The organism is Pseudomonas sp. S3_C06 (assembly GCF_054667675.1).
Map to the genome: position 1 here is coordinate 2,798,133 of NZ_CP162747.1, position 24,269 is coordinate 2,822,401.

The window sequence follows — 24,269 nt, forward strand, 5'->3', positions numbered from 1 at the left end:
TGAAATGTCTGACAAACCCGCGGGAAAGCGGTTCCTGTCACAGATTATTCACCCGGCATACACGTTCACGTCACGGCGCCTTGGCAACCTTGCAATCAGTCCCCCACAAGGTACTCAATCATGCGTTATCTGATCTCGTTGTTCTCGCCACGCCCGCTGCACCGCAGCTTCGCCCTGCTCGATCGCAACGGCCATTGCCAGGCATTCAAGCAGTGCAGCCTGCAACCGATGGGCGATGGCTGGGTGGAAATCGAAGAAATCCGCCTCAACTGGTTGCACCAGCCACTGCCCGCCAGCGCCCGCGTCATAGCGTCGCAGCCCCGTGCACGGGTGCAAGCGATGTTGAGCATCTGACCGGATGCCTAATAAAAGTCATTAAACACGAGCAACTGCCCGCATTTCTTCGATACAATCTCCCCCCGATTATAAGGACGTCTCCTGATCGGGCCCCGCAACAGCGTCAATGCGCATGCATCGACACCCAAAATCGCCCACAGAGAGCCGCCCACACAGATCGAGTGAAGTTGGCGCGCTTGCCTGTTCTTCCGGCAAAAACCCCGCTTTTCGCGAATCTGCAGAGCTGTCATGACGCTCGGCCACCGCGTTGTTTTTGCCCTCGGGCAAGGTGCCAGGCCTGGACAGCCCTTTTTTGAGGTTCACGTCTTCAAAAGAGCGTGAAAAAAACGGGTTTTCACAACTTCACAAGAGTGTGGCGAGCAAATGAAAAGTTTTGCGTCTGAACATGCACCATTAGCGTCTGAAACAGCCCAACGACACAGGACCGGGTATACCTCGAATATCGGAGCCTGAAGCCTGTCCGCTACGGATTTGGTTGCACAAAAACGGATGTCTCGACCATAAGTCGAATTGCCAGCTACGTGCTGAAATGAGTTCATGGAGCTCTTGAAAGCCAAGCCGCATACATCCGTCGAAGTTGCGAAAAATTGCGAAGATTCGGACATGGCGACCTGACCACGGATAGCTGGGGCATAACTGATCTGTCCCGGAACGCCTGGCAGCCATGCCGACAATTTGGTGCTGCAGATTTTGGAGACGCGTTAAATGGCGCATAACGAAGCAGTCGACGTAGTTCTGGTTGGGGCGGGCATCATGAGTGCCACTCTGGCCGTGCTGCTCAAAGAGCTCGACCCCGCGATCAAGCTGGAAGTCGTCGAGCTGATGGATTCCGGTGCCGCAGAGAGTTCCAACCCTTGGAACAACGCCGGTACCGGCCACGCCGGTCTGTGCGAGCTGAACTACACGCCGCAAGCCGCTGATGGCACCGTCGACATCAAGAAAGCCGTGCACATCAACACCCAGTTCGAGGTGTCGAAGCAGTTCTGGTCGTACCTGACCAAGAAAGGCACCTTCGGCTCGTGCAAATCCTTTATCAGCCCGGTGCCGCACCTGAGCTTCGTCCAGGGCGACAGCGGCGTGTCTTTCCTCAAATCGCGCTTCGACGTGTTGAGCAAGCACCACGCCTTCGCTGACATGGAGTACACCGAAGACAAGGCCAAAATGGCCGAGTGGATGCCTCTGATGATGCCGGGCCGCGCGCAAGACGAAGTCCTCGCCGCGACCCGCGTGATGAACGGCACCGACGTCAACTTCGGCGCCCTGACCAATCAGTTGCTCAAGCACCTGACCAGCGCCCCGGACACTCAAGTCAAATACTGCAAGCGCGTCACTGGCCTCAAGCGTAACGGCAGTGGCTGGACCGTCAGCATCAAGGACGTCAACAGCGGCAGCAGCCGTGAAGTCGACGCCAAGTTCGTCTTCCTCGGCGCCGGTGGCGCTGCCCTGCCGTTGCTGCAGGCTTCGGGCATCGAGGAAAGCAAAGGCTTCGGCGGCTTCCCGATCAGCGGCCAGTGGCTGCGTTGCGACAACCCGGAGGTGGTCAAGCATCACCAGGCCAAGGTTTACAGCCAGGCCGCTGTGGGTTCGCCACCGATGTCGGTGCCGCACCTGGACACCCGCGTAGTCGACGGCAAGAAATCCCTGCTGTTCGGGCCATACGCCGGTTTCACCACCAAGTTCCTCAAGCACGGCTCCTTCATGGACCTGCCGCTGTCGGTTCGCGCCGGCAACATCGGGCCGATGCTGGCCGTGGCGAAAAACAACATGGACCTGACCAAGTACCTGGTCAGCGAAGTGATGCAATCGATGGAACAGCGTCTGGATTCCCTGCGCCGTTTCTACCCGGAGGCGAAAGCCGAAGACTGGCGCCTGGAAGTGGCCGGCCAACGGGTGCAGATCATCAAGAAAGACCCGAAAAAGGGCGGCATCCTGCAGTTCGGTACCGAACTGGTTGCGGCCAAGGACGGTTCCCTCGCCGCCCTGCTCGGCGCTTCGCCAGGTGCGTCGGTGACCGTTTCGATCATGCTTGAACTGATCGAGAAGTGCTTCCCGGCCAAGGCCAAGGGTGAGTGGGCTGGCAAACTGGCGGAAATCTTCCCTGCCCGTGAAAAGGTCCTGGAAACCGATGCTGCGCTGTATCGCAAGATCAACACGCAGAACAACATCGCGCTGGAACTGGTTGAAGAAAGCAGCGAGACCCCAAGCTACGCTTGATCACGCCGCATGAAAAACGCCCCGATCGGGGCGTTTTTTATGCCTGTCAAAAGCAAAAGATCGCAGCCTTCGGCAGCTCCTACAGGGCCAACATAAATCCCATGTAGGAGCTGCCGAAGGCTGCGATCTTTTGATCTTGTCTTTTGCCCTTAACCGCGGGACTTTTCGATCAGCTCGATGTATTCCGGGGCGTTGCGCTGATCGGCGATCAGCTCAACGAAGGTCTTGCCCTGTTCGTCCTTGCCATCGACGTCGTAGCCAGCCGCAACGAAGAAGCCCAGAAAGCGCTCGAAGTCGTCGATACGCAGGCCACGGTAAGCCTTGATCAGTTTGTGCAGCGACGGCGAAGTGGCGTCGACCGGCTCAAAATCGAGGAACAGCTTGATCTGCTCATCGCCGATCTCGTCACCAATCACTTGTTTCTTATCTTTACGCATTGCCGACTCCAGCTCGCAGACATTACACGGGGCGGGCAGTTTACCCCTGCCCGGCCGCCCGGCTCAACGCGATCGCACCGCCCCGGTATGCAAATCGGCCCAGATATGGCCGTTGGCGTAACTGAGGAACTGCACATACACCGTGTCATTGCGCAGCAGATCGATGATCACGCGGTATTGAGCCAGTGGATAAAACAGCGTCAGGGTTTTGCTCTTGTCGTCGTAGATCGGCTTTTTCAGGCTTTTGCTTTCGCCGTCGAAATTGACCAGCACCTGAGTGATGGCCGCACCCTTGTTCAGGGATTTGCCCTTGAGGCGGATCATCAGCGATGAAGTAACCGGAATCGGCTGCTGATTGGACTGGCGTTGCGCGCCGACGACCACCGAGTAATCGGTGACCTGCAACAGTTGCTGCTGTTCAGGCTCGGCATCGCGCACCGTCAGATCGTCCGGCGGCAGGAATTGGCTGTGCATCGGCGCGGCGGAAAGAGGCAGGCTGAAGATCAGGAAAAGCGCGGCGAGGCTGCGGATCGAGAGGCTCATGACGGGCTCCGGAGGGCGGGGCCGAGCACTCTAGCATGGGTATCACGGATGGATCAGCACACACAAAACAACTGTGGGAGCGAGCCTGCTCGCGAAGGCAATTTCACATTCAACACTTATCCTGAATGAAAGATCGCTTTCGCGAGCAGGCTCGCTCCCACATTGGATCGAGGCGCGGATTACATGCCTTTAACGGCAAAGATCCCGTTGGCGTTGCGCCAGTAGCCTTTGTAATCCATGCCGTAACCGAAGATGTAACGGTCGATGCACGGCAGGCCGACGAAATCGGCTTTCAGGTCAGGACGCGCCTTGCGGTCGTGATCCTTGTCGATCAACACGGCGGTGTGCACTTTGCGCGCGCCGGCGTGTTTGCAGAAGTCGATGATCGCGCCCAGGGTGTGACCTTCATCGAGGATATCGTCGATGATCAGCACGTCGCGGTCGATGAACGAGACTTCCGGCTTGGCTTTCCAGAACAGGTCGCCGCCGCTGGTTTCGTTGCGATAACGGGTCGCGTGCAGGTAGGAGGCTTCCAGCGGGAATTGCAGATGCGTCAGCAGTTTGCCGGAGAAAATCAGCCCGCCGTTCATCACGCAGAACACTACCGGGTTGCTGTCGGCCAGTTGTTCGTTGATTTGTGCACCGACGCGGGCAATGGCGGCCTCGACTTCAGATTCGGTGTACAGGCAGTCAGCCTCTCGCATGATTTGACGGATATGCTCGAGATCAGCGGACATGGCGCTCTCCAGGGGTTGGCGGAATTGGAAAAGCGGGCAAAGGTACGCATCCATCGAGGCCGAATCAAGCCTTTATGGACTAACGTACAGAATGTCCTATAGGACATCACCCTCGGATAGATTAATCTAGGCCGGTTTTTTTGCCCGCCGCCGGAGTTTTTCCATGCCCATCCTCGAGATCCGCCATCCGCTGATCCGTCATAAACTCGGCCTGATGCGCCGCGCCGATATCAGCACCAAGAACTTCCGAGAGCTCGCTCAGGAAGTCGGCGCCCTGTTGACCTATGAAGCTACAAAAGATCTGCCGCTGGAGTCCTACGATATTGCGGGCTGGTGCGGCACCGTGTCGGTCGAGAAAATCGCCGGCAAGAAGATTACCGTCGTGCCGATCCTGCGCGCCGGCATCGGCATGCTTGAAGGCGTGCTGAGCCTGATCCCGGGTGCCAAGGTTTCCGCTGTGGGTGTCGCCCGCAACGAAGAAACCCTGCAAGCGCACACCTATCTGGAAAAACTGGTTCCGGAAATCGACGAACGGTTGGCGATGATCATCGACCCGATGCTCGCCACCGGCAGTTCGATGGTTGCGACCATTGACCTGCTGAAGAAAGCCGGCTGCAAAGATATCCGCGCCATGGTGCTGGTTGCCGCGCCGGAAGGCATTGCTGCAGTAGAAAAAGCTCACCCGGACGTGACCATCTACACCGCGTCCATCGATGAGCGCTTGAACGAGCACGGTTACATCATCCCTGGACTTGGCGACGCCGGTGACAAGATCTTCGGCACCAAGCAGAAGGACGCGTGACCATGCAGCAAGAGTTCAACGATCCGCTCTGGCGCACGGTGCTGTCCGGCGCCCAGATGCTGTTCGTGGCTTTCGGCGCTTTGGTGCTGATGCCGCTGATCACGGGCCTGGACCCGAACGTGGCACTGTTTACCGCAGGTCTGGGAACGATTCTGTTCCAGATCGTCACCGGGCGTCAGGTGCCGGTGTTTCTGGCGTCGAGCTTCGCTTTCATCACCCCGATCATTCTCGCCAAGGGCCAGTTCGGCCTCGCCGCGACCATGGGCGGGGTGATGGCGGCCGGTTTCGTCTACACCTTCCTCGGCCTTGCCGTGAAGATCAAAGGCACGGGCTTCATCGACCGTTTGCTGCCGCCGGTGGTGATTGGTCCGGTGATCATTTCCATCGGTCTGGCCATGGCGCCGATTGCCGCGAACATGGCGATGGGCAAGGCTGGCGACGGTTCTGAACTGATCCACTACCAGACCGCGATGATGATCTCGATGCCGGCATTGCTGACCACGTTGATCGTGGCGGTGTTCGGTAAAGGCATCTTCCGCCTGGTGCCGATCATTTCCGGCGTGCTGGTCGGTTTTGCTATGGCGTTCTATTTCGGCGTGGTCGACACGGCGAAGATTGCCGCTGCGCCATGGTTTGCGATCCCGCATTTCACCGCGCCGGAGTTCAACTGGCAGGCGATTCTGTTCATCGTTCCGGTGGCATTGGCCCCGGCGATTGAGCACATCGGTGGCGTGATTGCCGTCGGCAGCGTGACCGGTCGCGATTACCTGAAGAAGCCGGGCCTGCATCGCACCCTGCTCGGTGACGGCATTGCCACCACCGCAGCCGGTCTGTTCGGCGGTCCGCCCAACACCACCTACGCCGAAGTGACGGGCGCGGTGATGCTGACCAAGAACTACAACCCGAAAATCATGACCTGGGCGGCGATCTTCGCTATCAGCCTGGCGTTCATCGGCAAGTTCGGCGCGCTGCTGCAGAGCATTCCGGTGCCGGTGATGGGCGGGATTCTGTGCTTGCTGTTCGGTTCGATCGCGGCGGTGGGCATGAACACCCTGATCCGTCACAAGATCGATCTGGGCGAGGCGCGCAATCTGGTGATTGTCTCGGTAACGCTGGTGTTCGGGATTGGCGGTGTGCTGGTCGGCACCGGCACCGGCCCGGACGACTTCGGCCTCAAAGGCATCGCGCTGTGCGCGGTGGTGGCGATTGCGCTGAACCTGATTCTGCCGGGCAATGATGGCTGGAAGAACAAGAAGGCGGATGAGCCGCTGATCTAAGCCTTTAGATCTGATCGTTCCCACGCTCTGCGTGGGAATGCCTCTAGGGACGCTCTGCGTCCAGTGACGCGGAGCGTCACGGGCTGCATTCCCACGCAGAGCGTGGGAACGATCATCACAGGGCCAGCGGCGCTCGTTCGCAGAGGGTTGCCAAGGCCTTGGCCCATTGCGGGTCATCGTTCAGACATGGCACCAGCACCAACTCCTCGCCCCCCGCTTCGCGGAACTGTTCCTTGCCGCGATCACCAATCTCTTCCAGCGTCTCGATGCAATCGGCGACAAACGCCGGGCACATCACCAGAATCTTCTTCACGCCACTTTTCGCCAGCTCATCCAGGCGCGCCTCAGTGTACGGTTCGATCCACTTGGCCCGGCCCAGACGCGACTGAAACGACACCGACCATTTGCCATCCGGCAGGCCCATGCGCTCAGCGAATAACGCCGCAGTACGCAGGCATTGCGCGCGATAACACGTCGCCAATACCGCAGGCGAGGCGTTCTTGCAGCAGTCGTCATTCTTGAAGCAATGATTGCCGGTCGGATCGAGTTTGGTCAGATGCCGCTCGGGCAAACCGTGGAAGCTCAGCAGCAAGTGATCGTAATCCTGCTGCAGATGCGGCCTGGCGCTTGCAACCAGCGCGTCGAGATATTCCGGCTGATCGTAGAACGGCTGCAACACCGACAGTTGCACGTTGAGTTTCTTTTCGCGGATGACCCGCTTGGCTTCTTCGATCACTGTGGTCGTGGTGCTGTCGGCGAACTGTGGATACAGCGGCGCCAGCGTGATGCGCTTGTGCCCTGCCGCCACCAGTTTCAGCAAGCAGGTTTCAATCGACGGCTCACCGTAACGCATCGCCAGTTCTACCGGGCCATGCGTCCATTGCCGGGTCATTTGCTGCTGCAAGCGACGGCTGAGCACCACCAGCGGCGAACCTTCGTCCCACCAGATCGAGGCATAGGCGTGGGCCGATTGCTCGGGGCGTTTGATCAGGATCAGCGACACCAGCAGACGCCGCACCGGCCACGGCAGGTCGATCACATACGGGTCCATCAGGAATTGATTGAGGTAGCTGCGCACATCGGCCACCGAGGTGGAGGCCGGGGAACCCAGGTTGACCAGAAGCAAGGCGTGATCGGTCATGCAACGTCCTATTTCAGAGGCGGCTGGAGAGATCGTCCAGGGCCGCACGTAAATCCGTGAACTGGAAAGTGAAACCCGCTTCCAGCAAGCGTGCCGGCATAGCCTTCTGGCCGCCGAGCAACAACAAAGACATCTCGCCGAGGCCGACCTTCAGCGCCAGCGTCGGCATCGGCATGAACGCCGGGCGGTGTAAAACGCTGCCCAGCGTCTTGGCAAATTCGCGATTGCGCACAGGTTTCGGCGCGCAGGCATTATAAGGACCGCGGGCCTGATCGCGGTGCAGAAGAAAATCAATCAGGGCGATTTGATCGTTGATATGAATCCACGGCATCCATTGCCGACCATTGCCCAAAGGCCCGCCCAGCGCGAGTTTGAACGGCAATAACAAGCGCGACAAAAAGCCGCCCTCGGCCGACAGCACCAGCCCGGTTCGCACCAGCACCACACGGATGCCTTGGGCCTCGGCCCGTTGCGCGGTTTCCTCCCAGGCAATACACAACTGACTGGCGAAATCGTCGATCACCGGCGGCGACTCTTCCGTCAGTTCGCGCTCACCGCCATCGCCGTACCAGCCAATGGCCGATCCGGAGATCAGCAGCGCCGGTTTCTGTGATCGCGTTTCAAGCCACGCCAGCAAGGTTTCCGTGAGCTTGATACGGCTGCTCCACAGCAACGCTTTGCGTCGATGTGTCCACGGCCGATCGGCAATCGGCGCACCAGCGAGGTTGATGATCGCGTCCAGCGGCTCGTCACCCAACTCTTCGAGACGCGCGATACCACGCACCTGCGCACCGCAGATTTTCGCGACTTTCTCCGGTTTGCGACTCCACACCGTCAGGCGATGGCCCTGCCCCAACCAGTGTCGGCAGAGCTGACGTCCTATCAAACCAGTACCGCCGGTCAGCAATATGTGCATGACATCTTCCTCGCGTGGCGTTTAACCCGGATCACTAGTCTATTTTTATAAGCAGGGATCTTTTCTATCGGGCAGGCTCTATTGTTTAACAATAGGCCAAGCTGTCAGAACGAGAACGCTAGAAGTTATACCAAAAAACAAAATTGTACAGGTTTCATCCACGGCGTAGTCTGTACAGAAAGGTAAACGAGGCCCCTATGACTGTACCTATCGCAATCATCGGCACCGGCATCGCCGGGCTCTCCGCCGCCCAGGCTCTGACAGAGAGCGGGCATACCATCCAATTATTCGACAAGAGTCGCGGCAGCGGCGGGCGCATGTCGAGCAAGCGCAGCGACGCTGGCTCGCTGGACATGGGCGCGCAATATTTCACCGCCCGTGACCGGCGCTTCGTCACCGAAGTGCAGCGTTGGCAAAGCCAGGGCTGGGTCGCCGAGTGGACGCCACAGCTCTACACCTACCAGGGCGGGCAGCTGAATCTGTCGCCGGACGAGCAGACCCGCTGGGTCGGTACGCCGCGCATGAGCGCCATCACCCGTGGTCTGCTCGATGGCCTGGAAGTGCATTTTGCCTGCCGGATTACCGAGGTCTATCGCGGTGAGGAACACTGGCATTTGCAGGACGCCGAAGGTTTCACTCACGGGCCGTTCAGCCACGTGGTGATCGCCACGCCAGCCCCGCAAGCGACTGCATTACTGGCTGCTGCGCCGAAGCTGGCCGGTGCCGCCGCCGGGGTAAAGATGGAGCCGACCTGGGCCGTCGCCCTCGCCTTCGACACACCGCTGGATACCCCCATCGAAGGTTGTTTCGTGCAGGACAGCCCGCTCGACTGGCTGGCGCGCAACCGCAGCAAACCGGGGCGCGATACCACCCTCGACACTTGGGTGCTCCACGCCACCAGCGCGTGGAGCCGGCAACACATCGACCTGTCCAAAGAAGCGGTGATCGAGCAACTGCACGGTGCGTTTGCCGAATTGCTGCACAGCGCGATGCCTGCGCCGACCTTCAGCCTCGCCCATCGTTGGCTCTATGCGCGCCCGGCGACGGGCCACGAATGGGGTACGTTGGCCGATGCTGATCTGGGCCTGTACGCGTGCGGCGACTGGTGCCTGTCCGGGCGTGTCGAAGGCGCGTGGCTGAGCGGTCAGGAAGCCGCGCGACGTTTGCACGAACACCTGCAATGAACCGCATCAATCCGCAAAAATTGCTGCTGTCGAAATGGACAGCAGCTCACCCGCAGAATCGTGAAAAGCATTTTCTGGTCACCGAGTTGTTTCGCGACGAGGAAGGCACAGTGCTGGAAGTCGAGTTGCAGGCCGTGCTGACCAAGCGTGCCGAACGCCTCGATTGGCAAGTCCTCAGGAACAAGGATCACTGGTTATTAGGTTGGAAATAAAGATCCTGTAGGAGTGAGCCTGCTCGCGATAGCGTCGTATCAGTCAGCATCAATGTTGCTGACATACCGCAATCGCGAGCAGGCTCGCTCCCACAGTGAATTGCGTTCAATCAAAAAAGTTATACAAACAATTTGACTTGTACACCTATGAATCTATGCTGAGCAAAGTTGTACAGAGATTTACCTCTGTACAGGTATAGATTCGAGGTGCCCATGTCAGATCCTTGCGTAGCCAAGCCAAAAATCGCCATCAGCGCCTGTCTGCTGGGTGCCGAGGTGCGCTACAACGGTGGGCACAAGGAATCACGGCTGTGCAGCCGCACCCTCACCGAGCATTTCGATTTCGTCCCGGTGTGTCCGGAGGTCGCAATCGGCCTGGGCATTCCTCGCGAACCGATCCGCCTCGTCGGCGAGGCCGAACATCCACAAGCGGTCGGCACGGTGAACCGGGCGATCAACGTCACCCAGCCACTGGCTGAGTACGGCGAGAAAATGGCCGCCGAACTGGATGACATCTGCGGCTACATCTTCATGCAGCAGTCGCCGTCCTGCGGTCTGGAACGGGTCAAGGTCTATCACGCCAACGGTGCCCCGGTGAATGGCGGCGGACGCGGCATTTACGCCCAGGCGTTCTGCGCACGGCATCCGGATCTGCCCGTGGAAGAAGCCGGGCGCCTCAATGATCCGGTGTTGCGCGAGAACTTCATCACCCGCGTGTTCGCCTACAGCGAATGGCAGCAAGTCCTCGCCAATGGCCTGAGCCGTCGCGCCCTCACCGAATTCCATTCGCGCTACAAATATTTGCTGATGGCGCACAACCCGCTGCAATACAAAGCACTCGGCAAGCTGTTGGGCAACATGGTGCACAGCGATCCCGTCGAGCTCGGCCCGCGCTACTTCAGCGAGCTGATGGCGGCATTGAAGAAATGCGCCACGCGCGGCACCCACTGCAACGTGCTGCTGCACATCAGCGGTTATCTGAAACAGGTGATCAGCGCTGAAGACAAACAGGAAATGCAATACGTCATCGGCCAGTACCGCCAGGGCATCGTGCCGCTGGTGGTGCCGTTGACGCTGCTCAAGCATCACTTTCGCCTCCATCCGGATTCGTATATCGCGCAACAGGTTTACCTGCAACCGCACCCGGAAAACCTCAGCCTGCGAAACGCAATCTAATGAACGACAAAATGGATACCAGCGCCCAGGAAGGCCTAGGCGCGGATTTTAAAAAAGCCCTCGACGAGGGTTGGCTGCCGATTCGCGAAGTCGCCCGGCAGACCGGCGTCAACGCGATCACTTTGCGCGCGTGGGAACGCCGCTACGGGCTGGTCGTGCCGCAACGCACCCCCAAGGGCCACCGACTGTATTCGGCCGAACACGTGCAACAGATTCTGACCATCCTCACCTGGCTCAACCGTGGTGTTGCCGTCAGTCAGGTCAAACCGCTGCTCGACGCACCGCAGGCGTTCAGCGAATCGGTGGAAAACGACTGGCAGCGCTTGCGCCAAACCCTGCTTGCCGCCGTCACGCAGCTCAATGAACGCAGCCTCGACGACAGCGTCAATCAGGCCATGGCGCTCTACCCGCCACGCACCTTGTGCGAGCAATTGCTGATGCCGCTGCTGGCGGAACTGGAGCAGCGTTGGCAGGGCCAGTTCGGCGCGCAGATGGAACGGGTGTTCTTTTATTCGTGGTTACGCAGCAAATTCGGCACACGCATCTACCATAACAATCGTCAGTTGCATGGCGCCCCGCTGTTGTTGATCAATCATTCCGACCTGCCACTGGAACCTCATCTGTGGCTATGCGCGTGGCTGATCAGCAGCGCCGATTGTCCGGTGCAAGTGTTTGACTGGCCGCTGCCGGCCGCCGAACTGGCGCTGGCGGTCGAACATCTGCGAGCCCGTGGCGTACTGCTGTATTCCAGCAAAGCCATGAACCTTGCGCAGTTGCCCAAGCTACTGAACGGAGTCAGTTGTACAAAAATGCTGGTCGGACCAACGGTATGCATCCACCACGCCGAGTTGTCCGTAAAAACCTCAGAGATGGCTGATGTGTTCCTGGCTGAAGACGCGCTTGTAGCGCACCAGGTGCTCGTTCAGCGTGGGCTGATCTAATGGACGCAGTGAGTTCCGACATGCAATTGATCTGGCTGCGCAGCGACTTGCGCCAACATGACAACACCGCCCTCGCGGCCGCCGCAGCGCGCGGCCCGACGGTCGCCGTGTACCTGTTGAGCCCGCAGCAGTGGCTGGAACATGACGATGCGCCGTGCAAGGTCGACTTCTGGTTGCGCAACCTGCGTGAGCTGAGCGCAAGCCTTGGCAAACTCAACATCCCGTTGCTGATTCGCACCGCAACCCATTGGGATCAAGCCCCGGCAGAACTGCTCAAGCTCTGCCAGCAGTTGAAGATAGCGGCGGTTCACGTCAATGAGGAATATGGCGTCCATGAAAGCCGTCGCGACGCAGCGGTGGCCGAAACACTGAAGGCCGAGGGCATCACCTTTCACAGCTATCTCGACCAGTTGCTGTTCAAACCCGGCACGGTGCTGACCAAGACCGACAGCTACTTCAAGGTGTTCAGCCAGTTCCGCAAAGTCTGTTACGAACGCCTGCATCGCTCGATGCCGGCACTGGTTAAAGCCCCCGGCAAACAGGAAAAACTTGAGGTCAGCAGCGACCCGATTCCCGACTCGGTTAAGGGTTTCTCGACGCCGAGCCAAACCCTGCGCGATCTATGGCCCGCCGGCGAAAAGGAAGCCCGACGCCGTCTCGACACCTTCACCGACGCGCAAATCGACTACTACCAAAGCGAACGCGACTTCCCGGCCAAACCCGGCACCAGTCAGCTCTCGGCGTATCTCGCTGCCGGCGTGATCTCGCCGCGGCAATGCCTACACGCCGCCCTGCAAAGCAATCAGGGCGAGTTCGAGAGCGGCAAGGTCGGTGCGGTCACCTGGATCAACGAGCTGCTGTGGCGCGAGTTCTACAAACACATCCTGGTCGGCTACCCACGGGTCTCAAGGCATCGCGCTTTCCGCCCGGAAACCGAAGCACTGGCTTGGCGTGATGCGCCGGACGATCTCACCGCGTGGCAAGAGGCGCGCACCGGTTTGCCGATCATTGACGCGGCCATGCGCCAATTGCTCGAAACCGGCTGGATGCACAATCGCCTGCGCATGGTCGTGGCGATGTTCCTGACCAAAAACCTGCTGATCGACTGGCGCGAAGGCGAACGCTTTTTCATGCGTCACCTGATCGACGGCGATCTGGCAGCGAACAACGGTGGCTGGCAGTGGAGTTCGTCGACGGGCACCGATTCGGCGCCGTACTTCCGCATCTTCAATCCGCTGAGCCAGTCGGAAAAATTCGACAGCGAGGGCCTGTTCATCAAGCACTGGTTGCCGGAACTGGCCGACCTCAACAAAAAAGAACTGCACAACCCGGCCAACCTCGGTGGTTTGTTCGGTGCGGTGGATTATCCGTCGCCGATCGTCAACCTCAGCGACTCACGCCAACGGGCACTGGCAGCCTTCAAGAACCTGCCTGCGCGTACGTCTACAGGAGGCGACGATGAGTGAATTCCTGCGCCGCTTCGCCCGGCAATTCTCAGCGTTGAACAAAGACAACCTGCAAAGCCTGGGCGAGCTGTACAGCGATGACATTCACTTCACCGACCCGCTGCACGAAGTGCAGGGTCTGGGACAGTTACGCGACTATTTCGGCGAGCTATACGCCAACGTCAGCGAACTGCGTTTCGACTTTCATGGTTTCGACCAGATCAGCGACGGCGAAGGCTATTTGCGCTGGGTCATGAGCTATCGCCATCCGCGCCTGGCGAATGGCCGCGTGATTCGCGTCAGCGGCTGCTCGCATTTGCTGTGGCACGACAAGGTTTATCGCCATCGGGATTATTTCGATGCCGGGGCGCTGCTGTATGAACACTTGCCAGTATTGGGCCGGGTGATTGCCTGGCTGAAAAAGGAGAATGGGATGAGTCGTACACCTCCACGGCGTTATTGGTTGACCGGGGCCAGCAGTGGCATCGGCGCGGCGCTGGCTGAAGAGATCCTGAAAACCGGTGCGCATCTGGCGGTCAGTTCCCGTCAGATCGCCCCGCTCAAGGTCTTGTCGCAACGCTATCCGGGGCAGGTTCTGGTGGTGCCGGGGGATCTGACCAACAGCCAGACGGTTCGCGAAATCGGCGAGCAGATCGCCGCAGACTGGGGTTCGCTGGACTCGGTGATTCTCAACGCCGGCACCTGCGAATACGTCGATGCCAAACAGTTCGATTCGTCGATCATCGAGCACGTGGTACGTACCAACCTGCTCGCCAGCAGCTATTGCATCGAGGCTGCCCTGCCGCTGCTGCGCAAAGGCACCGCGCCGCATCTGATCGGCGTGGCCAGTTCGGTCACCTACTTGCCGCTGCCACGGGCCGAAGCCTACGGCGCCTCAAAGGCCGGTTTGCGTTACCTGTTCGAGTCGTTGCGCATCGATCTGGCCGACGAAGGCATTGAAGTCACCGTGGTCAGCCCGGGTTTTGTCGAAACTCCGCTGACCGCCAGGAATGATTTCCCCATGCCCTTGAGCTGGCCTGTGGATAAAGCCGCACGGCACATCTTCGCCAAACTCAAGGATCGACCATTGGAAATCGCCTTTCCGGCGCTGTTCATGGCCGCGCTGTGGCCGCTGTCGAAACTTCCGTCGCGGGTACAACTGGCAATCGGCAAGCGCATGGTGCGCAAGTCACCTCCGCTGAAGGATCCGACATGAAAATCGCCATCGTCGGCAGCGGCATCGCCGGGCTGACCTGCGCCTACCTGCTCAATCGCCGCCATGACGTGACGGTGTTCGAGGCGGGCGACTGGGTCGGTGGTCACACGCACACGGTGCCGGTGACCGTCGATGGCCGCCAATATGCGGTGGACACCGGTTTCATCGTGTTCAACGACTGGACCTACCCGAACTTCATCCGCTTGCTCGGCCAGCTCGGCGTGGCGTTCAAGCCGACCGAAATGAGCTTCTCGGTGACCGACCCAGACACCGGTCTGGAGTACAACGGCAACAACCTCAACAGCCTCTTCGCCCAGCGCAGCAACCTGTTTTCGCCGGGGTTCTGGGGTATGTTGCGCGACATTCTGCGCTTCAACAAAGAAGCCCAGCGCGACCTCGTTGAACTGCGCATCGCCGCCGACACCACCCTCGACGAATACCTCAAGGCTGGCGGTTACGGCGAGCGTTTCATCCTGCATTACATCGTGCCGATGGGCTCGGCGATCTGGTCGATGCCGATGGCGGAAATGCTCAATTTCCCGCTGCAGTTCTTCGTACGTTTTTTCAAGAATCATGGACTGTTGTCGGTCAGTGATCGTCCGCAGTGGCAAGTCATTGAAGGTGGCTCGAGCGCTTATATCGCGCCGCTGACGGCAGCGTTCAAGGAAAGGATTCGTCTCAATTGCCCGGTAGCCCGGGTTGATCGTGACGTGCATGGCGTAGTTATCCACAGCCCGGCGGGCCTCGAACACTTCGATCAGGTGGTGTTCGCCTGTCACAGCGATCAAGCGTTGAAACTGCTGGCGGTCCCGAGCGATGCCGAACGCGCGATCCTCGGCGCCCTGCCCTACGCCGACAATGAAGTGGTACTGCACACTGACACGCGTTTGCTGCCGACACGCAAACTCGCCTGGGCGAGCTGGAACTATCGGCTCAGCGGCGCCGGCCACACCCACGCCGCCGTCACCTACGACATGAACATTCTGCAGGGCATTCAGAGCGACACCACGTTCTGCGTCAGCCTCAATCAGAGCGCCGGCATCAGCCCCGACAAAGTGCTTGCCCGTTACACCTATGCCCATCCGCAATTCAGCCTCGCGGCGGTGGCAGCACAAAATCGCTGGAGTGAACTGGATGGCGCGCAGCACACGCATTATTGCGGCGCCTACTGGGCCAACGGTTTTCATGAGGACGGTGTGGTCAGCGCCTTGCGCGTGGCCGCCGCGTTCGGGGAAACCTTATGAACAGCGCACTCTACAGCGGCTGGATCGGCCATCGGCGCTTCTCGCCGCGCCGCCATGAATTCCGCTACCGGATCGGTCTGCTCTACCTCGACCTCAGTGAACAGGATGCAGTTCTTGAACTGTCGCCGCTGGCCGGACGCAGTCGCTTTGCGCCGTTTTCCTTTCGTGAGACGGACTATCTCAAGGCATTCACCGGCCGAGGCATGCGCCTGATCGATGCCGTACGTCAGCAGGTCGGCATCGCCATCGGCCACGAACCGCAAGGCGCGATCTGCCTGCTGACCCAGGCGCGCAGTTGGGGGTTGTCGTTCAACCCGGTGAGTTTCTTTTATTGCCATGAAGCCGACGGGCAACTGGCGGCGATTGTCTGCGAAGTCACCAACACGCCGTGGCGCGAGCGTTATCACTATGTGCTGCCGGCGCGTGCGCCCGCCAATCTGCAGGATTTTCACCAGCACTTCGCCGTGGCCAAGGCCTTTCACGTTTCGCCGTTTCTGCCGCGCGATCTCGAATACCGCATGAGCTTCAGCCCCGCCGCGCAATCCCTTGGCGTGCACATGGCCGACTGGCAGGGCGAACACAAACTGTTCGACGCGACACTCAATCTGCAACGCGAAAGCCTCGACCGTCGCAGCCTGCATCGTTACTTGCGGCGGTTTCCGTGGATGACCGCGAAAACTGCTTTGGCGATTTACTGGCAGGCGCTGCGCCTGCTGCTCAAACGCGCACCGATCTTTGCTCATCAGACTGCCGACGGCAGCTTTCAAACCGCCACTGTGCCTCCCAAGGAGCACCACCATGAAATCCTCTAGTCTGTCGGTCAGTCGGCTCAGCACCAACGGTTTGACCGGATCGCTGCTGCGCCGCGGCGTGTTGCGCCAATTGGCGCAGCTCAAACACGGACAACTGTTGGTGATCGAGGATGGCGAACGGCTGATGTTCGGCACGCCCGGCAGTGCGTTGCTCGGGGAAATCCATGTGCTCGACTCGGCCGTCTGGGGCATGGTCGCCGGCAATGGTTCGATTGGTGCCGGCGAGGCGTTTATCCACGGCTATTGGAGTTCGCCGGATCTGACAGCGGTGGTGCGCGTGTTCGTCAGCAATCTGGACGTGCTCGATGCCATGGAGGGCGGCCTGGCGCGCCTCGGCCGGCCGTTGGTGCAAGGCTTGCACTGGCTCAACCGCAATACGCGCAAGGGCTCACAGAAAAACATCGCTGCGCACTACGATCTGGGCAACGACCTGTTCGAACAGTTTCTCGACCCGACCATGATGTATTCAGCGGCGCAGTTCCTGACGCCCGAAGACAGTCTGGAGCAGGCTCAGTTGAACAAGCTGGAGCGAATCTGCCAGAAGCTCGCGCTCAAACCCGGCGACCATTTACTGGAGATCGGCACCGGTTGGGGCAGCATGGCGCTCTATGCTGCTCAAAATTACGGTTGCCGTGTAACCACCACCACACTGTCGAAAGAACAGTACGCGTTTACCGCGCAACGCATCGAACAGCTGGGCTTGCAGGATCGGGTCACGCTGCTGCTCAAGGACTACCGCGACCTCACCGGCGAATACGACAAACTGGTGTCGATCGAAATGATCGAAGCGGTCGGTCACCGCTTCCTGCCGACCTACTTCAAACAATGCGCGCACTTGCTCAAGAGCAACGGCCTGATGCTGATCCAGGCGATCACCATTCGCGAACAACGCTACGAACAAGCCAAGCGCGGCGTCGACTTTATCCAGCGTTACATCTTCCCCGGCGGCGCCCTGCCCTGCGTGCAGAAAATGCTCGAAGTGGTCAGCCGCGACACCGACATGAACCTGCTGCACATGGAAGATTTCGGCTTGCACTACGCCCGCACCCTGCGCTTGTGGCACGAGAACTTCCGTCGCGCCCACGGGCGCTTGAGCGAGTTGGGCTACGACGATTATTTCCTGCGCCTGTGGGAGTTCTACCTGTGTTACTGCGAGGGCGGTTTCCTCGAACGCACCATCGGCACCGCGCAACTGTTGCTGGCCAAACCGGCAGCGATGACCGCGCCGTTGCTCGGGCGTTTCGATGCTTGAGCGTGTTGCCAATGCCGTGTTGTTCCAGCTCGGCTGGCTGACCTGCGTACTCGGCGGCAACAGCTTGTGGTTGTTGCTGGCGTTGGCGGTGCTGGTGATTCATCTGCGCTGGATCAGCAGCTGGGCGGCTGAAGGCCGTTTGATTTTGAGCGTGGTGATTGTCGGCACGGCGGTGGACAGTGTGTTGCGTGGTGTCGGGGTGTTCGAGTTTCAGGATCAATCGCCGCTGATTCCGTTGTGGCTGATGCTGCTCTGGGCATTGCTGGCAACCACATTGCGCCATTGCCTGGCATGGAGCGCCCGGCCGTGGTGGCTGGCGAGTCTGCTTGGCGCGGTCGGCGGAGCACTGTCGTATTACGCCGGCGGTCGCTTGGCCGGGGTGCAATTTCCCTATGGCGAGTTACCGACACTGATCGGTATCGGCCTGCTCTGGGCACTGCTGTTTCCGCTGCTGCATTCCATGGCGCGGCGGTTGGCGCACTGAGCGTCTGTCAGACCTTTCACACGCACAGCAGCGACTGCCTTACACTGCCGCCATGAAAACCATTCCCCACCAGCAAATCACCGAGCCGGCGGTCACCTGCTCGACCTGCGCGGCGTGCTGTTGCCAGCTCGAAGTGATGTTGATCACCGACACTGGCGTGCCTGATCGCTTTATCGATACCGATGAATGGGGCGGCGAAGTGATGCTGCGCCTGGACGACGGCTGGTGCGCGGCGCTGGATCGCGACACGATGATGTGCACGATTTACGAAAAGCGTCCGTTGATTTGCCGCGAGTTCGAGATGGGCGCGCCGGAGTGCATTGAAGAACGCAAAGGCATCACTACCGCCTACCGCTGATCCCAAGAACACCCCCAAAACAAATGTGGGAGCGAGCCCGCTCGCGAAAGCGCTCTTTCATTCAACATCTTCGTTGAATGTGGAATAGCTTTCGCGAGCAGGCTCGCTCCCACTGGGGTCAGGTGTGTATCAGTCAGAGCGGCATTGTGTAATGCAGCGAGTAACTTTCTACCCCGTCGTTGCTGCTGGCCAGGCCGGCGTTGGAATAGTGCGTCGCACGAATTCCGACTTCATGCCCGCCATTGAAACGCAGACCAAAACCAAAGCGGTCTTCAAACTGGAAAGAGCCGCCGAGATTGTTGGATTCGTACTTGGTGTCAGAGAAGGCCGCCACACCGATCCCCGCTTCGATATACGGTTTTACCGACTGGCCGGCAAACTCGTAAACGAAGACTGGAGAGAACGACAAGCTGTTATTGCTCGACGTCTTGTCACCTTCCCAATAGGTATAAGCACCGCTCCAGTAGCCGGTCAGGCGACCGACGTCGCTCTGCAGCCAGCTCTTGTCCCAGTCGAAATTCATGCCCAGGCGATACGTCATGGTCGAGTCGCTGGTGGCCCCCACCGCAAACTCAACACCTGCCGCTTGTGCAGTAAAACTTTGCCCCATCAGTGCGGCCGCAATCGCGGCCAAGCAGAATAGTCGCTTCACGTTGAAACTTCCTTTTCCGGAACGATCGTTTGGTTTTCTAGATAACTCTTCGCTATAGAAGCTAGCGCCTGCTCAGAAGTTCAGCTGATTTTTTAGTTATTTCACAAATTTTTTACAAGTCGAAGTTTTGTACTTCGCCGCCGCTCTGGCCCAGTCGCGGCAGGATGTTTTCGAAGTAGGCAGGATCAGCGCTGGTCCAGAATCTGACCGGTCGGTTCGGGCCGGCAGCGAGCAAATCGCGCTCAGCCAAAAGGCGCTGAAGTTGCCGCGCTACAGCAGCACCGGTATCGATCAGGCTGATGTCCGCAGGGATCATCGACTTGAGCATCGGCTTGAGAAAGGGATAGTGGGTGCAGCCCAAAATGATTGTGTCGCAACCGCTGGCCAACAGCGGGTCGACATAGCCTTGCAGCAACTGACGCAACTCGGCGCTGTGCAGATCGCCGCTTTCAATCAGCTCGACCAGGCCAGGGCATGGCTGGGTGATCACACGCACGTCAGTGGCGAAACGATCAAGTAACGCGGCGAACTTGGCGCTCTGCAGCGTGCCGGTGGTGGCGAGCACGCCGACCACACCGCTGCGGGTCGCGGCGGCGGCAGGTTTGACCGCAGGCTCCATGCCGACAATCGGCCAGTCAGGAAAGTCGCGGCGCAAATCGGCAACGCCGGCAACCGTGGCCGTATTGCAGGCCAGCACCAAGGCCTTGGCACCCTGCTCACGGAAAAACCCGGCCATCACACTGCAGCGCTGGCGGATGAACTCCGGGGTTTTCTCTCCGTAGGGAATGTGCCCGCAATCAGCGACATAGAGCAGCGATTCATTGGGCAGCAAACGCTGGATTTCCGCCAGCACCGACAAGCCGCCGACACCAGAGTCGAATACGCCGATCGGCGCTTCACGCATGGCGCGAACCACAGACGCTGCAACCCGGATCACGCTTGACGCGCAACTCGCGGAAGCGCGAACCGAGAGCATCGATCAACAGCAAACGGCCCACCAGCGGCTCACCGAAACCGACCAATACTTTCAACGCTTCCAGCGCCTGCAAGCTGCCGACCAGGCCGACCAGCGGCCCGACTACCCCGGCCTCGCTGCAGGTCAGTTCAGCTTCGCTGCCGTGGCCGTATAAACAGTGGTAGCAAGGGCTCTCGGCTCGACGCGGGTCGAACACCGACAACTGCCCTTCCAGACGAATCGCCGCGCCGCTGACCAACGGTTTGCACGCAGCTACACACGCAGCGTTGACCGCTTCGCGGGTGGAGAAATTATCGGAGCAGTCGAGCACCAGATCCACCGCTGCCACGGCTGCGGCGAGAGAATCCTCGTCCAGCGCCTGACGATGAGGGATCAGTTGGATTTCTGGATTGATCGCGGTCAGACGCTTGAGCGCCGAGTCGACCTTGCTCATGCCGACGCTGTCGGTGTCATGGATGATCTGGCGTTGCAGGTTGGTCAGATCGACCGTGTCGAAATCCGCCAGATGCATTTCACCGACACCCGCCGCGGCCAGATACAAGGCAACCGGCGCACCGAGACCGCCAAGGCCGACGATCAGCACGCGACTGTCCTTGAGCTTCAATTGCCCGTCGATGTCGATGTGTTGCAGCAGAATCTGCCGGCTGTAGCGCAGCAACTCCTGATCATTCAGCACGGCAGGCGCCCCAGACTGATGCGTTGATGACCGCCCAGATCGGTGCGGCTGTGGACTTCTTCGAAACCGCGCGTGAGCAGCAAGTCGCGGACGGCTTCGGCTTGATCATAGCCGTGTTCGAGCATCAACCAGCCAGCGGCCTCCAGGTGATCCGGCGCCTGCGCAACGATCAAGCGCAGATCATCGAGCCCGTCTTCACCGGCGACCAGCGCACTGGCCGGTTCGAAGCGCACATCGCCTTCGACCAGATGCGGATCGGCGGCAGCAATGTACGGCGGGTTACTGATGATCAACTGGAAACGCTGACCTTCCAGCGCGCTGAACCAATGGCTGCTCAGCACCGTGGCGTTGTTCAAATGCAGGCGCTGGCGATTACGTTCAGCGAGGGCCACGGCTTCGAGCACGCGATCCACCGCAGTGACTTTCCACGCCGGACGCTCGCTGGCCAAGGCCAAAGCAATCGCGCCGCTGCCCGTGCCGAGATCGAGCACTTTGGCCGGCGTCGCGGGCAGTAATTCCAGCGCCGCTTCCACCAGCAGCTCGGTGTCCGGGCGCGGGATCAGCGTGTGCGGCGCGACTTCCAGATCGAGTTTCCAGAAACCCTGCTGACCGAGAATATAGGCCACCGGCTCACCGCTACGGCGGCGTTGCAGGTACTCGGCAAAAGTCAGCGCGGCCTCACTTGGCACGATGCGCTCGGGCCAGGTGTGCAGAAAACTGCGCGATTTGCCCAGTGCAGCGGCGAGAAGCAACTCGGCATCCAGACGCGCAGTCGGTGAATCCGGCAATTCCGCGGCACGCAACAGGCTGGCAATGATGGTCATTTATTCACCTATCGCTGCGAGTTGGTCAGCCTGGTATTCGGCCAGCAATGGCTCGATCACCGCTTCAACGCCACCGGCAAGAATTTCGTCAAGGGAGTACAGGGTCAGGTTGACGCGATGGTCAGTGACCCGGCCCTGAGCAAAGTTGTAGGTACGAATTCGCTCGGAACGGTCGCCCGAGCCAACCAGCAATTTACGCTCGCTGGCGATCGCGTTGGCCGCCGCTGCGTTTTGCTGATCGTTGAGCTTGGCCGACAGCCAGGCCATCGCCCGCGCCCGGTTCTTGTGCTGGGAGCGCTCTTCCTGACACTCGACGACGGTGCCGGTCGGTATGTGGGTGATGCGGATCGCCGAGTCGGTGGTGTTAACGTGCTGACCGCCGGCCCCGGAGGAGCGGAACGTATCGACGCGCAAATCCGCCGGGTTGATCTCGATGGCTTCGCGCTCGTCCGGCTCGGGCAATACCGCCACGGTGCAGGCCGAGGTGTGGATACGGCCCTGTGATTCGGTAGCAGGCACGCGCTGTACGCGGTGCGCACCGGATTCGAATTTCAGCTTGCCGTAAACGTTGTCGCCTTCGATGCGGGCGATGACTTCTTTATAGCCACCGTGTTCGCCTTCGTTTTCCGACAGGATCTCGACACGCCAGCCGCGCCGCTCGGCGTAACGCGAGTACATGCGGAACAGGTCGCCGGAGAAGATCGCCGCCTCGTCGCCACCGGTGCCGGCACGGATTTCGAGAAAGACGTTACGGCCGTCGTTGGGATCCTTGGGCAGCAACATGCGTTGCAGGTCGGCTTCCAGGGTGATCAGCAATTCCTTGGCTTCGCGGACTTCTTCCACGGCCATTTCACGCATGTCCGGGTCGCTGTCCTTGAGCAGCGCCTGCGCGCCTTCAAGATCGCTTTGTACGCTGAGCAGCTTTTTATAGCCTTGTACCACCGGCTCAAGTTCGGCGTATTCCTTGGAATAAGCGCGGAATTTGGCCTGATCGGCAATGACTTCGCCGTCGCCGAGCAGCGCGGTCAGTTCCTCGAAACGGTCCTGGAGGATGTCCAGCTTATTGAGCAGTGACGCTTTCATTGCGGTTTTTTATCCGAAAAGCTATCCGGTGAGCCCTCGAGGGCAAAGAGTTCCTGGGCCATGGCCAGCGCATCGAGGCGGCCTTCGGCAGAAAGCTTTTTCAGTTGCACACTGGGCGCATGCAACAGTTTATTGGTCAGGCCACGGGCCAGTTGTCCGAGCACGTCTTCGGCGTTGCCGCCATTGGCCAGCAGGCGCAGGGCTTTTTGCAGCTCCTCGTCGCGCAGGCGTTCGCTTTGTTGACGATAGGCCTTGAGCACATCGACCGCCGCCAGTTCGCGCAGGCGCACCATGAAATCGTCAGCGCCGACCGAGACCATCTCTTCGGCGGCTTGCGCTGCGCCTTGGCGGCTCTTGAGGTTTTCGGCGACCACTTCGTGGAGATCGTCAACGCTGTAGAGGTAAACGTCGTCCAACTCGCCGACTTCCGGCTCGATATCCCGGGGAACGGCGATGTCGACCATAAAGATCGGTTTGTGCTTGCGCAGTTTCAATGCGCTTTCCACCGCGCCCTTGCCAAGAATCGGCAACTGACTGGCGGTTGAACTGATGACGATATCGCTGCGCACCAGTTCGGCCGGGATGTCCGAGAGCAACACCGCGTGAGCACCGAACTGCTCGGCCAGCAGACTGGCCCGTTCCAGAGTGCGGTTGGCAACGACGATGCGCTTGACGCCCAGTTCGTGCAAATGGCGGGCGACCAAAGTGATGGTCTCGCCGGCGCCGATCAACAAAGCCTGACTGCGCTGCAAATCACTGAAAATCTGCTTGGCCAGGCTGACGGCGGCAAACGCCACTGATACCGGGTTTTCACCGATGGCGGTGTCGGTGCGTACCTGTTTGGCGGCATTGAAGGTTGCCTGAAACAGCCGCCCCAGCAGCGGCCCGATGGTGCCGGCCTCGCGGGCCACGGCGTAGGCCGATTTCATTTGACCGAGAATTTGCGGCTCGCCCAGCACCAGCGAGTCGAGCCCGGAGGCGACGCGCATCATGTGACGAACTGCCGCATCATCTTCATGCACATAAGCACTCGCGCGCAGCTCATCGAGGCTTAAATGGTGATAGTCGGCCAGCCAGCGCAGCACGATATCGGCAGAAAGCTGATCCTGTTCTATATAAAGCTCACTGCGATTGCAGGTGGAGAGGATCGCAGCTTCGCGGCTGTCGGTCAGTCGGCAGAGCTGCTGCAAGGCCTCCACCAGCTGTTCAGGAGTAAAAGCCACGCGCTCGCGGACGTCTACTGAAGCAGTCTTGTGGTTGATACCGAGTGCAAGGAAGGCCATTCAAGGTCGCTGATGGTGACGTGAAGC

26 protein-coding genes and 1 pseudogene are annotated in these 24,269 nt (G+C 59.7%); 16 read left to right on the forward strand and 11 right to left on the reverse strand.

What is annotated here, in order from left to right:
* The first annotated feature begins 120 nt into the window (after positions 1-120).
* Together AB4N44_RS12250 and mqo are read left to right on the forward strand one after the other, a co-directional pair.
* The gene (locus tag AB4N44_RS12250; protein ID WP_127929735.1) at positions 121-354 is read left to right on the forward strand and encodes a hypothetical protein; all 234 of its coding nucleotides are present in this window, start codon (positions 121-123) and stop codon (positions 352-354) included.
* Positions 355-1,062: 708 nt separating this feature from the next.
* Positions 1,063-2,571 (forward strand): malate dehydrogenase (quinone), encoded by a 1,509-nt coding sequence (gene mqo / locus AB4N44_RS12255; RefSeq protein ID WP_460108814.1) that lies wholly within the window; start codon positions 1,063-1,065, stop codon positions 2,569-2,571.
* Positions 2,572-2,720: 149 nt separating this feature from the next.
* Here mqo and AB4N44_RS12260 read toward each other — a convergent pair whose 3' ends face one another.
* From AB4N44_RS12260 to AB4N44_RS12270, 3 genes are all read right to left on the reverse strand, one after another.
* Positions 2,721-3,008 (reverse strand): PA4642 family protein, encoded by a 288-nt coding sequence (locus AB4N44_RS12260; protein WP_095123008.1) that lies wholly within the window; start codon positions 3,006-3,008, stop codon positions 2,721-2,723.
* 63 nt (positions 3,009-3,071) lie between these two features.
* Positions 3,072-3,551 (reverse strand): hypothetical protein, encoded by a 480-nt coding sequence (locus AB4N44_RS12265; protein WP_460108813.1) that lies wholly within the window; start codon positions 3,549-3,551, stop codon positions 3,072-3,074.
* 179 nt (positions 3,552-3,730) lie between these two features.
* Positions 3,731-4,288 carry a hypoxanthine-guanine phosphoribosyltransferase gene (locus tag AB4N44_RS12270; protein ID WP_016987197.1) on the reverse strand — a complete coding sequence of 186 codons (558 nt, stop codon included), beginning with the start codon at positions 4,286-4,288 and terminating at the stop codon, positions 3,731-3,733.
* A gap of 163 nt (positions 4,289-4,451) precedes the next feature.
* Here AB4N44_RS12270 and upp point away from each other — a divergent pair, with 163 nt between their 5' ends.
* Positions 4,452-5,090, forward strand: a complete 639-nt coding sequence (upp, locus tag AB4N44_RS12275; RefSeq protein ID WP_007912842.1) for a uracil phosphoribosyltransferase — start codon at positions 4,452-4,454, stop codon at positions 5,088-5,090.
* A 2-nt stretch (positions 5,091-5,092) separates the two neighbouring features.
* Positions 5,093-6,367 (forward strand): uracil-xanthine permease family protein, encoded by a 1,275-nt coding sequence (locus AB4N44_RS12280; RefSeq protein ID WP_007912843.1) that lies wholly within the window; start codon positions 5,093-5,095, stop codon positions 6,365-6,367.
* A 115-nt stretch (positions 6,368-6,482) separates the two neighbouring features.
* Here AB4N44_RS12280 and hemH read toward each other — a convergent pair whose 3' ends face one another.
* Together hemH and AB4N44_RS12290 are read right to left on the reverse strand one after the other, a co-directional pair.
* Entirely contained in the window at positions 6,483-7,508 is a 1,026-nt protein-coding gene (hemH, locus tag AB4N44_RS12285; protein ID WP_127929739.1) for a ferrochelatase, read from the reverse strand.
* Between the two features lie 13 nt (positions 7,509-7,521).
* A complete protein-coding gene (locus AB4N44_RS12290) occupies positions 7,522-8,424 on the reverse strand; it encodes a TIGR01777 family oxidoreductase (protein WP_127929740.1) in 903 nt (300 codons plus the stop codon).
* 197 nt (positions 8,425-8,621) lie between these two features.
* Between AB4N44_RS12290 and AB4N44_RS12295 the strand changes: the two genes are divergently transcribed.
* The 12 genes and pseudogenes from AB4N44_RS12295 to AB4N44_RS12350 all read left to right on the forward strand — a co-directional run bounded on the left by AB4N44_RS12295 (position 8,622) and on the right by AB4N44_RS12350 (position 18,748).
* The gene (locus AB4N44_RS12295) at positions 8,622-9,608 is read left to right on the forward strand and encodes an NAD(P)/FAD-dependent oxidoreductase (RefSeq protein WP_150750490.1); all 987 of its coding nucleotides are present in this window, start codon (positions 8,622-8,624) and stop codon (positions 9,606-9,608) included.
* Positions 9,605-9,820 (forward strand): TIGR02450 family Trp-rich protein, encoded by a 216-nt coding sequence (locus AB4N44_RS12300; protein WP_160041794.1) that lies wholly within the window; start codon positions 9,605-9,607, stop codon positions 9,818-9,820. Before AB4N44_RS12295 ends, AB4N44_RS12300 begins: the two co-directional genes overlap by 4 nt.
* A gap of 213 nt (positions 9,821-10,033) precedes the next feature.
* Positions 10,034-10,996: a YbgA family protein gene (locus AB4N44_RS12305; RefSeq protein WP_460108812.1), complete on the forward strand. Its 963-nt coding sequence runs from the start codon at positions 10,034-10,036 to the stop codon at positions 10,994-10,996.
* Positions 10,996-11,937: a MerR family transcriptional regulator gene (locus AB4N44_RS12310; protein WP_460108810.1), complete on the forward strand. Its 942-nt coding sequence runs from the start codon at positions 10,996-10,998 to the stop codon at positions 11,935-11,937. Before AB4N44_RS12305 ends, AB4N44_RS12310 begins: the two co-directional genes overlap by 1 nt.
* Before the next feature lie 20 nt (positions 11,938-11,957).
* Positions 11,958-13,403, forward strand: a complete 1,446-nt coding sequence (gene phrB / locus AB4N44_RS12315) for a deoxyribodipyrimidine photo-lyase (RefSeq protein ID WP_460108808.1) — start codon at positions 11,958-11,960, stop codon at positions 13,401-13,403.
* Positions 13,396-13,647: pseudogene (locus AB4N44_RS12320) on the forward strand (nuclear transport factor 2 family protein); the annotation flags it as partial. The gene phrB and the pseudogene AB4N44_RS12320, both read left to right, overlap by 8 nt.
* Positions 13,648-13,815: 168 nt before the next feature.
* The gene (locus AB4N44_RS12325; protein WP_460108806.1) at positions 13,816-14,598 is read left to right on the forward strand and encodes an SDR family NAD(P)-dependent oxidoreductase; all 783 of its coding nucleotides are present in this window, start codon (positions 13,816-13,818) and stop codon (positions 14,596-14,598) included.
* The gene (locus tag AB4N44_RS12330; RefSeq protein WP_127929748.1) at positions 14,595-15,842 is read left to right on the forward strand and encodes an NAD(P)/FAD-dependent oxidoreductase; all 1,248 of its coding nucleotides are present in this window, start codon (positions 14,595-14,597) and stop codon (positions 15,840-15,842) included. The genes AB4N44_RS12325 and AB4N44_RS12330 overlap by 4 nt, the downstream gene beginning before the upstream one ends.
* Positions 15,839-16,654: a DUF1365 domain-containing protein gene (locus AB4N44_RS12335; RefSeq protein ID WP_127929749.1), complete on the forward strand. Its 816-nt coding sequence runs from the start codon at positions 15,839-15,841 to the stop codon at positions 16,652-16,654. Before AB4N44_RS12330 ends, AB4N44_RS12335 begins: the two co-directional genes overlap by 4 nt.
* A complete protein-coding gene (locus tag AB4N44_RS12340; protein ID WP_316917089.1) occupies positions 16,641-17,906 on the forward strand; it encodes a cyclopropane-fatty-acyl-phospholipid synthase family protein in 1,266 nt (421 codons plus the stop codon). Before AB4N44_RS12335 ends, AB4N44_RS12340 begins: the two co-directional genes overlap by 14 nt.
* Positions 17,899-18,390 (forward strand): DUF2878 domain-containing protein, encoded by a 492-nt coding sequence (locus AB4N44_RS12345; protein ID WP_127929751.1) that lies wholly within the window; start codon positions 17,899-17,901, stop codon positions 18,388-18,390. The genes AB4N44_RS12340 and AB4N44_RS12345 overlap by 8 nt, the downstream gene beginning before the upstream one ends.
* 52 nt (positions 18,391-18,442) lie before the next feature.
* Positions 18,443-18,748: a YkgJ family cysteine cluster protein gene (locus AB4N44_RS12350; RefSeq protein ID WP_077574517.1), complete on the forward strand. Its 306-nt coding sequence runs from the start codon at positions 18,443-18,445 to the stop codon at positions 18,746-18,748.
* 133 nt (positions 18,749-18,881) lie between these two features.
* Here the strand turns inward: AB4N44_RS12350 and AB4N44_RS12355 are convergent, their stop codons facing one another.
* The 6 genes from AB4N44_RS12355 to hemA all read right to left on the reverse strand — a co-directional run bounded on the left by AB4N44_RS12355 (position 18,882) and on the right by hemA (position 24,242).
* Positions 18,882-19,400, reverse strand: coding sequence for an acyloxyacyl hydrolase (locus tag AB4N44_RS12355; RefSeq protein ID WP_150750496.1), 519 nt, complete (start codon positions 19,398-19,400; stop codon positions 18,882-18,884).
* A gap of 112 nt (positions 19,401-19,512) precedes the next feature.
* Entirely contained in the window at positions 19,513-20,304 is a 792-nt protein-coding gene (gene murI, locus AB4N44_RS12360; RefSeq protein ID WP_127929753.1) for a glutamate racemase, read from the reverse strand.
* A complete protein-coding gene (locus AB4N44_RS12365) occupies positions 20,297-21,052 on the reverse strand; it encodes a molybdopterin-synthase adenylyltransferase MoeB (RefSeq protein ID WP_150652014.1) in 756 nt (251 codons plus the stop codon). The genes murI and AB4N44_RS12365 overlap by 8 nt, the downstream gene beginning before the upstream one ends.
* The gene (prmC, locus tag AB4N44_RS12370; RefSeq protein WP_127929755.1) at positions 21,046-21,876 is read right to left on the reverse strand and encodes a peptide chain release factor N(5)-glutamine methyltransferase; all 831 of its coding nucleotides are present in this window, start codon (positions 21,874-21,876) and stop codon (positions 21,046-21,048) included. Before prmC ends, AB4N44_RS12365 begins: the two co-directional genes overlap by 7 nt.
* Complete coding sequence (gene prfA, locus AB4N44_RS12375) at positions 21,877-22,959, reverse strand: peptide chain release factor 1 (RefSeq protein ID WP_460108803.1); 1,083 nt, start codon at positions 22,957-22,959, stop codon at positions 21,877-21,879.
* The gene (hemA, locus tag AB4N44_RS12380) at positions 22,956-24,242 is read right to left on the reverse strand and encodes a glutamyl-tRNA reductase (RefSeq protein ID WP_007951716.1); all 1,287 of its coding nucleotides are present in this window, start codon (positions 24,240-24,242) and stop codon (positions 22,956-22,958) included. Before hemA ends, prfA begins: the two co-directional genes overlap by 4 nt.
* Positions 24,243-24,269: the final 27 nt, after the last annotated feature.

Coding starts and splice junctions, on each gene's coding strand:
- phrB (WP_460108808.1), top strand. CDS start 11,958: ATGCAATTGATCTGGCTGCGCAGCGACTTGCGCCAACATGACAACACC.
- AB4N44_RS12310 (WP_460108810.1), top strand. CDS start 10,996: ATGAACGACAAAATGGATACCAGCGCCCAGGAAGGCCTAGGCGCGGAT.
- AB4N44_RS12330 (WP_127929748.1), top strand. CDS start 14,595: ATGAAAATCGCCATCGTCGGCAGCGGCATCGCCGGGCTGACCTGCGCC.
- mqo (WP_460108814.1), top strand. CDS start 1,063: ATGGCGCATAACGAAGCAGTCGACGTAGTTCTGGTTGGGGCGGGCATC.
- upp (WP_007912842.1), top strand. CDS start 4,452: ATGCCCATCCTCGAGATCCGCCATCCGCTGATCCGTCATAAACTCGGC.
- AB4N44_RS12305 (WP_460108812.1), top strand. CDS start 10,034: ATGTCAGATCCTTGCGTAGCCAAGCCAAAAATCGCCATCAGCGCCTGT.
- AB4N44_RS12265 (WP_460108813.1), bottom strand. CDS start 3,551: ATGAGCCTCTCGATCCGCAGCCTCGCCGCGCTTTTCCTGATCTTCAGC.
- hemH (WP_127929739.1), bottom strand. CDS start 7,508: ATGACCGATCACGCCTTGCTTCTGGTCAACCTGGGTTCCCCGGCCTCC.
- AB4N44_RS12290 (WP_127929740.1), bottom strand. CDS start 8,424: ATGCACATATTGCTGACCGGCGGTACTGGTTTGATAGGACGTCAGCTC.
- AB4N44_RS12335 (WP_127929749.1), top strand. CDS start 15,839: ATGAACAGCGCACTCTACAGCGGCTGGATCGGCCATCGGCGCTTCTCG.
- hemA (WP_007951716.1), bottom strand. CDS start 24,242: ATGGCCTTCCTTGCACTCGGTATCAACCACAAGACTGCTTCAGTAGAC.
- AB4N44_RS12250 (WP_127929735.1), top strand. CDS start 121: ATGCGTTATCTGATCTCGTTGTTCTCGCCACGCCCGCTGCACCGCAGC.
- murI (WP_127929753.1), bottom strand. CDS start 20,304: ATGCGTGAAGCGCCGATCGGCGTATTCGACTCTGGTGTCGGCGGCTTG.
- AB4N44_RS12340 (WP_316917089.1), top strand. CDS start 16,641: ATGAAATCCTCTAGTCTGTCGGTCAGTCGGCTCAGCACCAACGGTTTG.
- AB4N44_RS12345 (WP_127929751.1), top strand. CDS start 17,899: ATGCTTGAGCGTGTTGCCAATGCCGTGTTGTTCCAGCTCGGCTGGCTG.
- AB4N44_RS12295 (WP_150750490.1), top strand. CDS start 8,622: ATGACTGTACCTATCGCAATCATCGGCACCGGCATCGCCGGGCTCTCC.
- AB4N44_RS12350 (WP_077574517.1), top strand. CDS start 18,443: ATGAAAACCATTCCCCACCAGCAAATCACCGAGCCGGCGGTCACCTGC.
- AB4N44_RS12260 (WP_095123008.1), bottom strand. CDS start 3,008: ATGCGTAAAGATAAGAAACAAGTGATTGGTGACGAGATCGGCGATGAG.
- AB4N44_RS12325 (WP_460108806.1), top strand. CDS start 13,816: ATGAGTCGTACACCTCCACGGCGTTATTGGTTGACCGGGGCCAGCAGT.
- prfA (WP_460108803.1), bottom strand. CDS start 22,959: ATGAAAGCGTCACTGCTCAATAAGCTGGACATCCTCCAGGACCGTTTC.
- AB4N44_RS12280 (WP_007912843.1), top strand. CDS start 5,093: ATGCAGCAAGAGTTCAACGATCCGCTCTGGCGCACGGTGCTGTCCGGC.
- prmC (WP_127929755.1), bottom strand. CDS start 21,876: ATGACCATCATTGCCAGCCTGTTGCGTGCCGCGGAATTGCCGGATTCA.
- AB4N44_RS12300 (WP_160041794.1), top strand. CDS start 9,605: ATGAACCGCATCAATCCGCAAAAATTGCTGCTGTCGAAATGGACAGCA.
- AB4N44_RS12270 (WP_016987197.1), bottom strand. CDS start 4,288: ATGTCCGCTGATCTCGAGCATATCCGTCAAATCATGCGAGAGGCTGAC.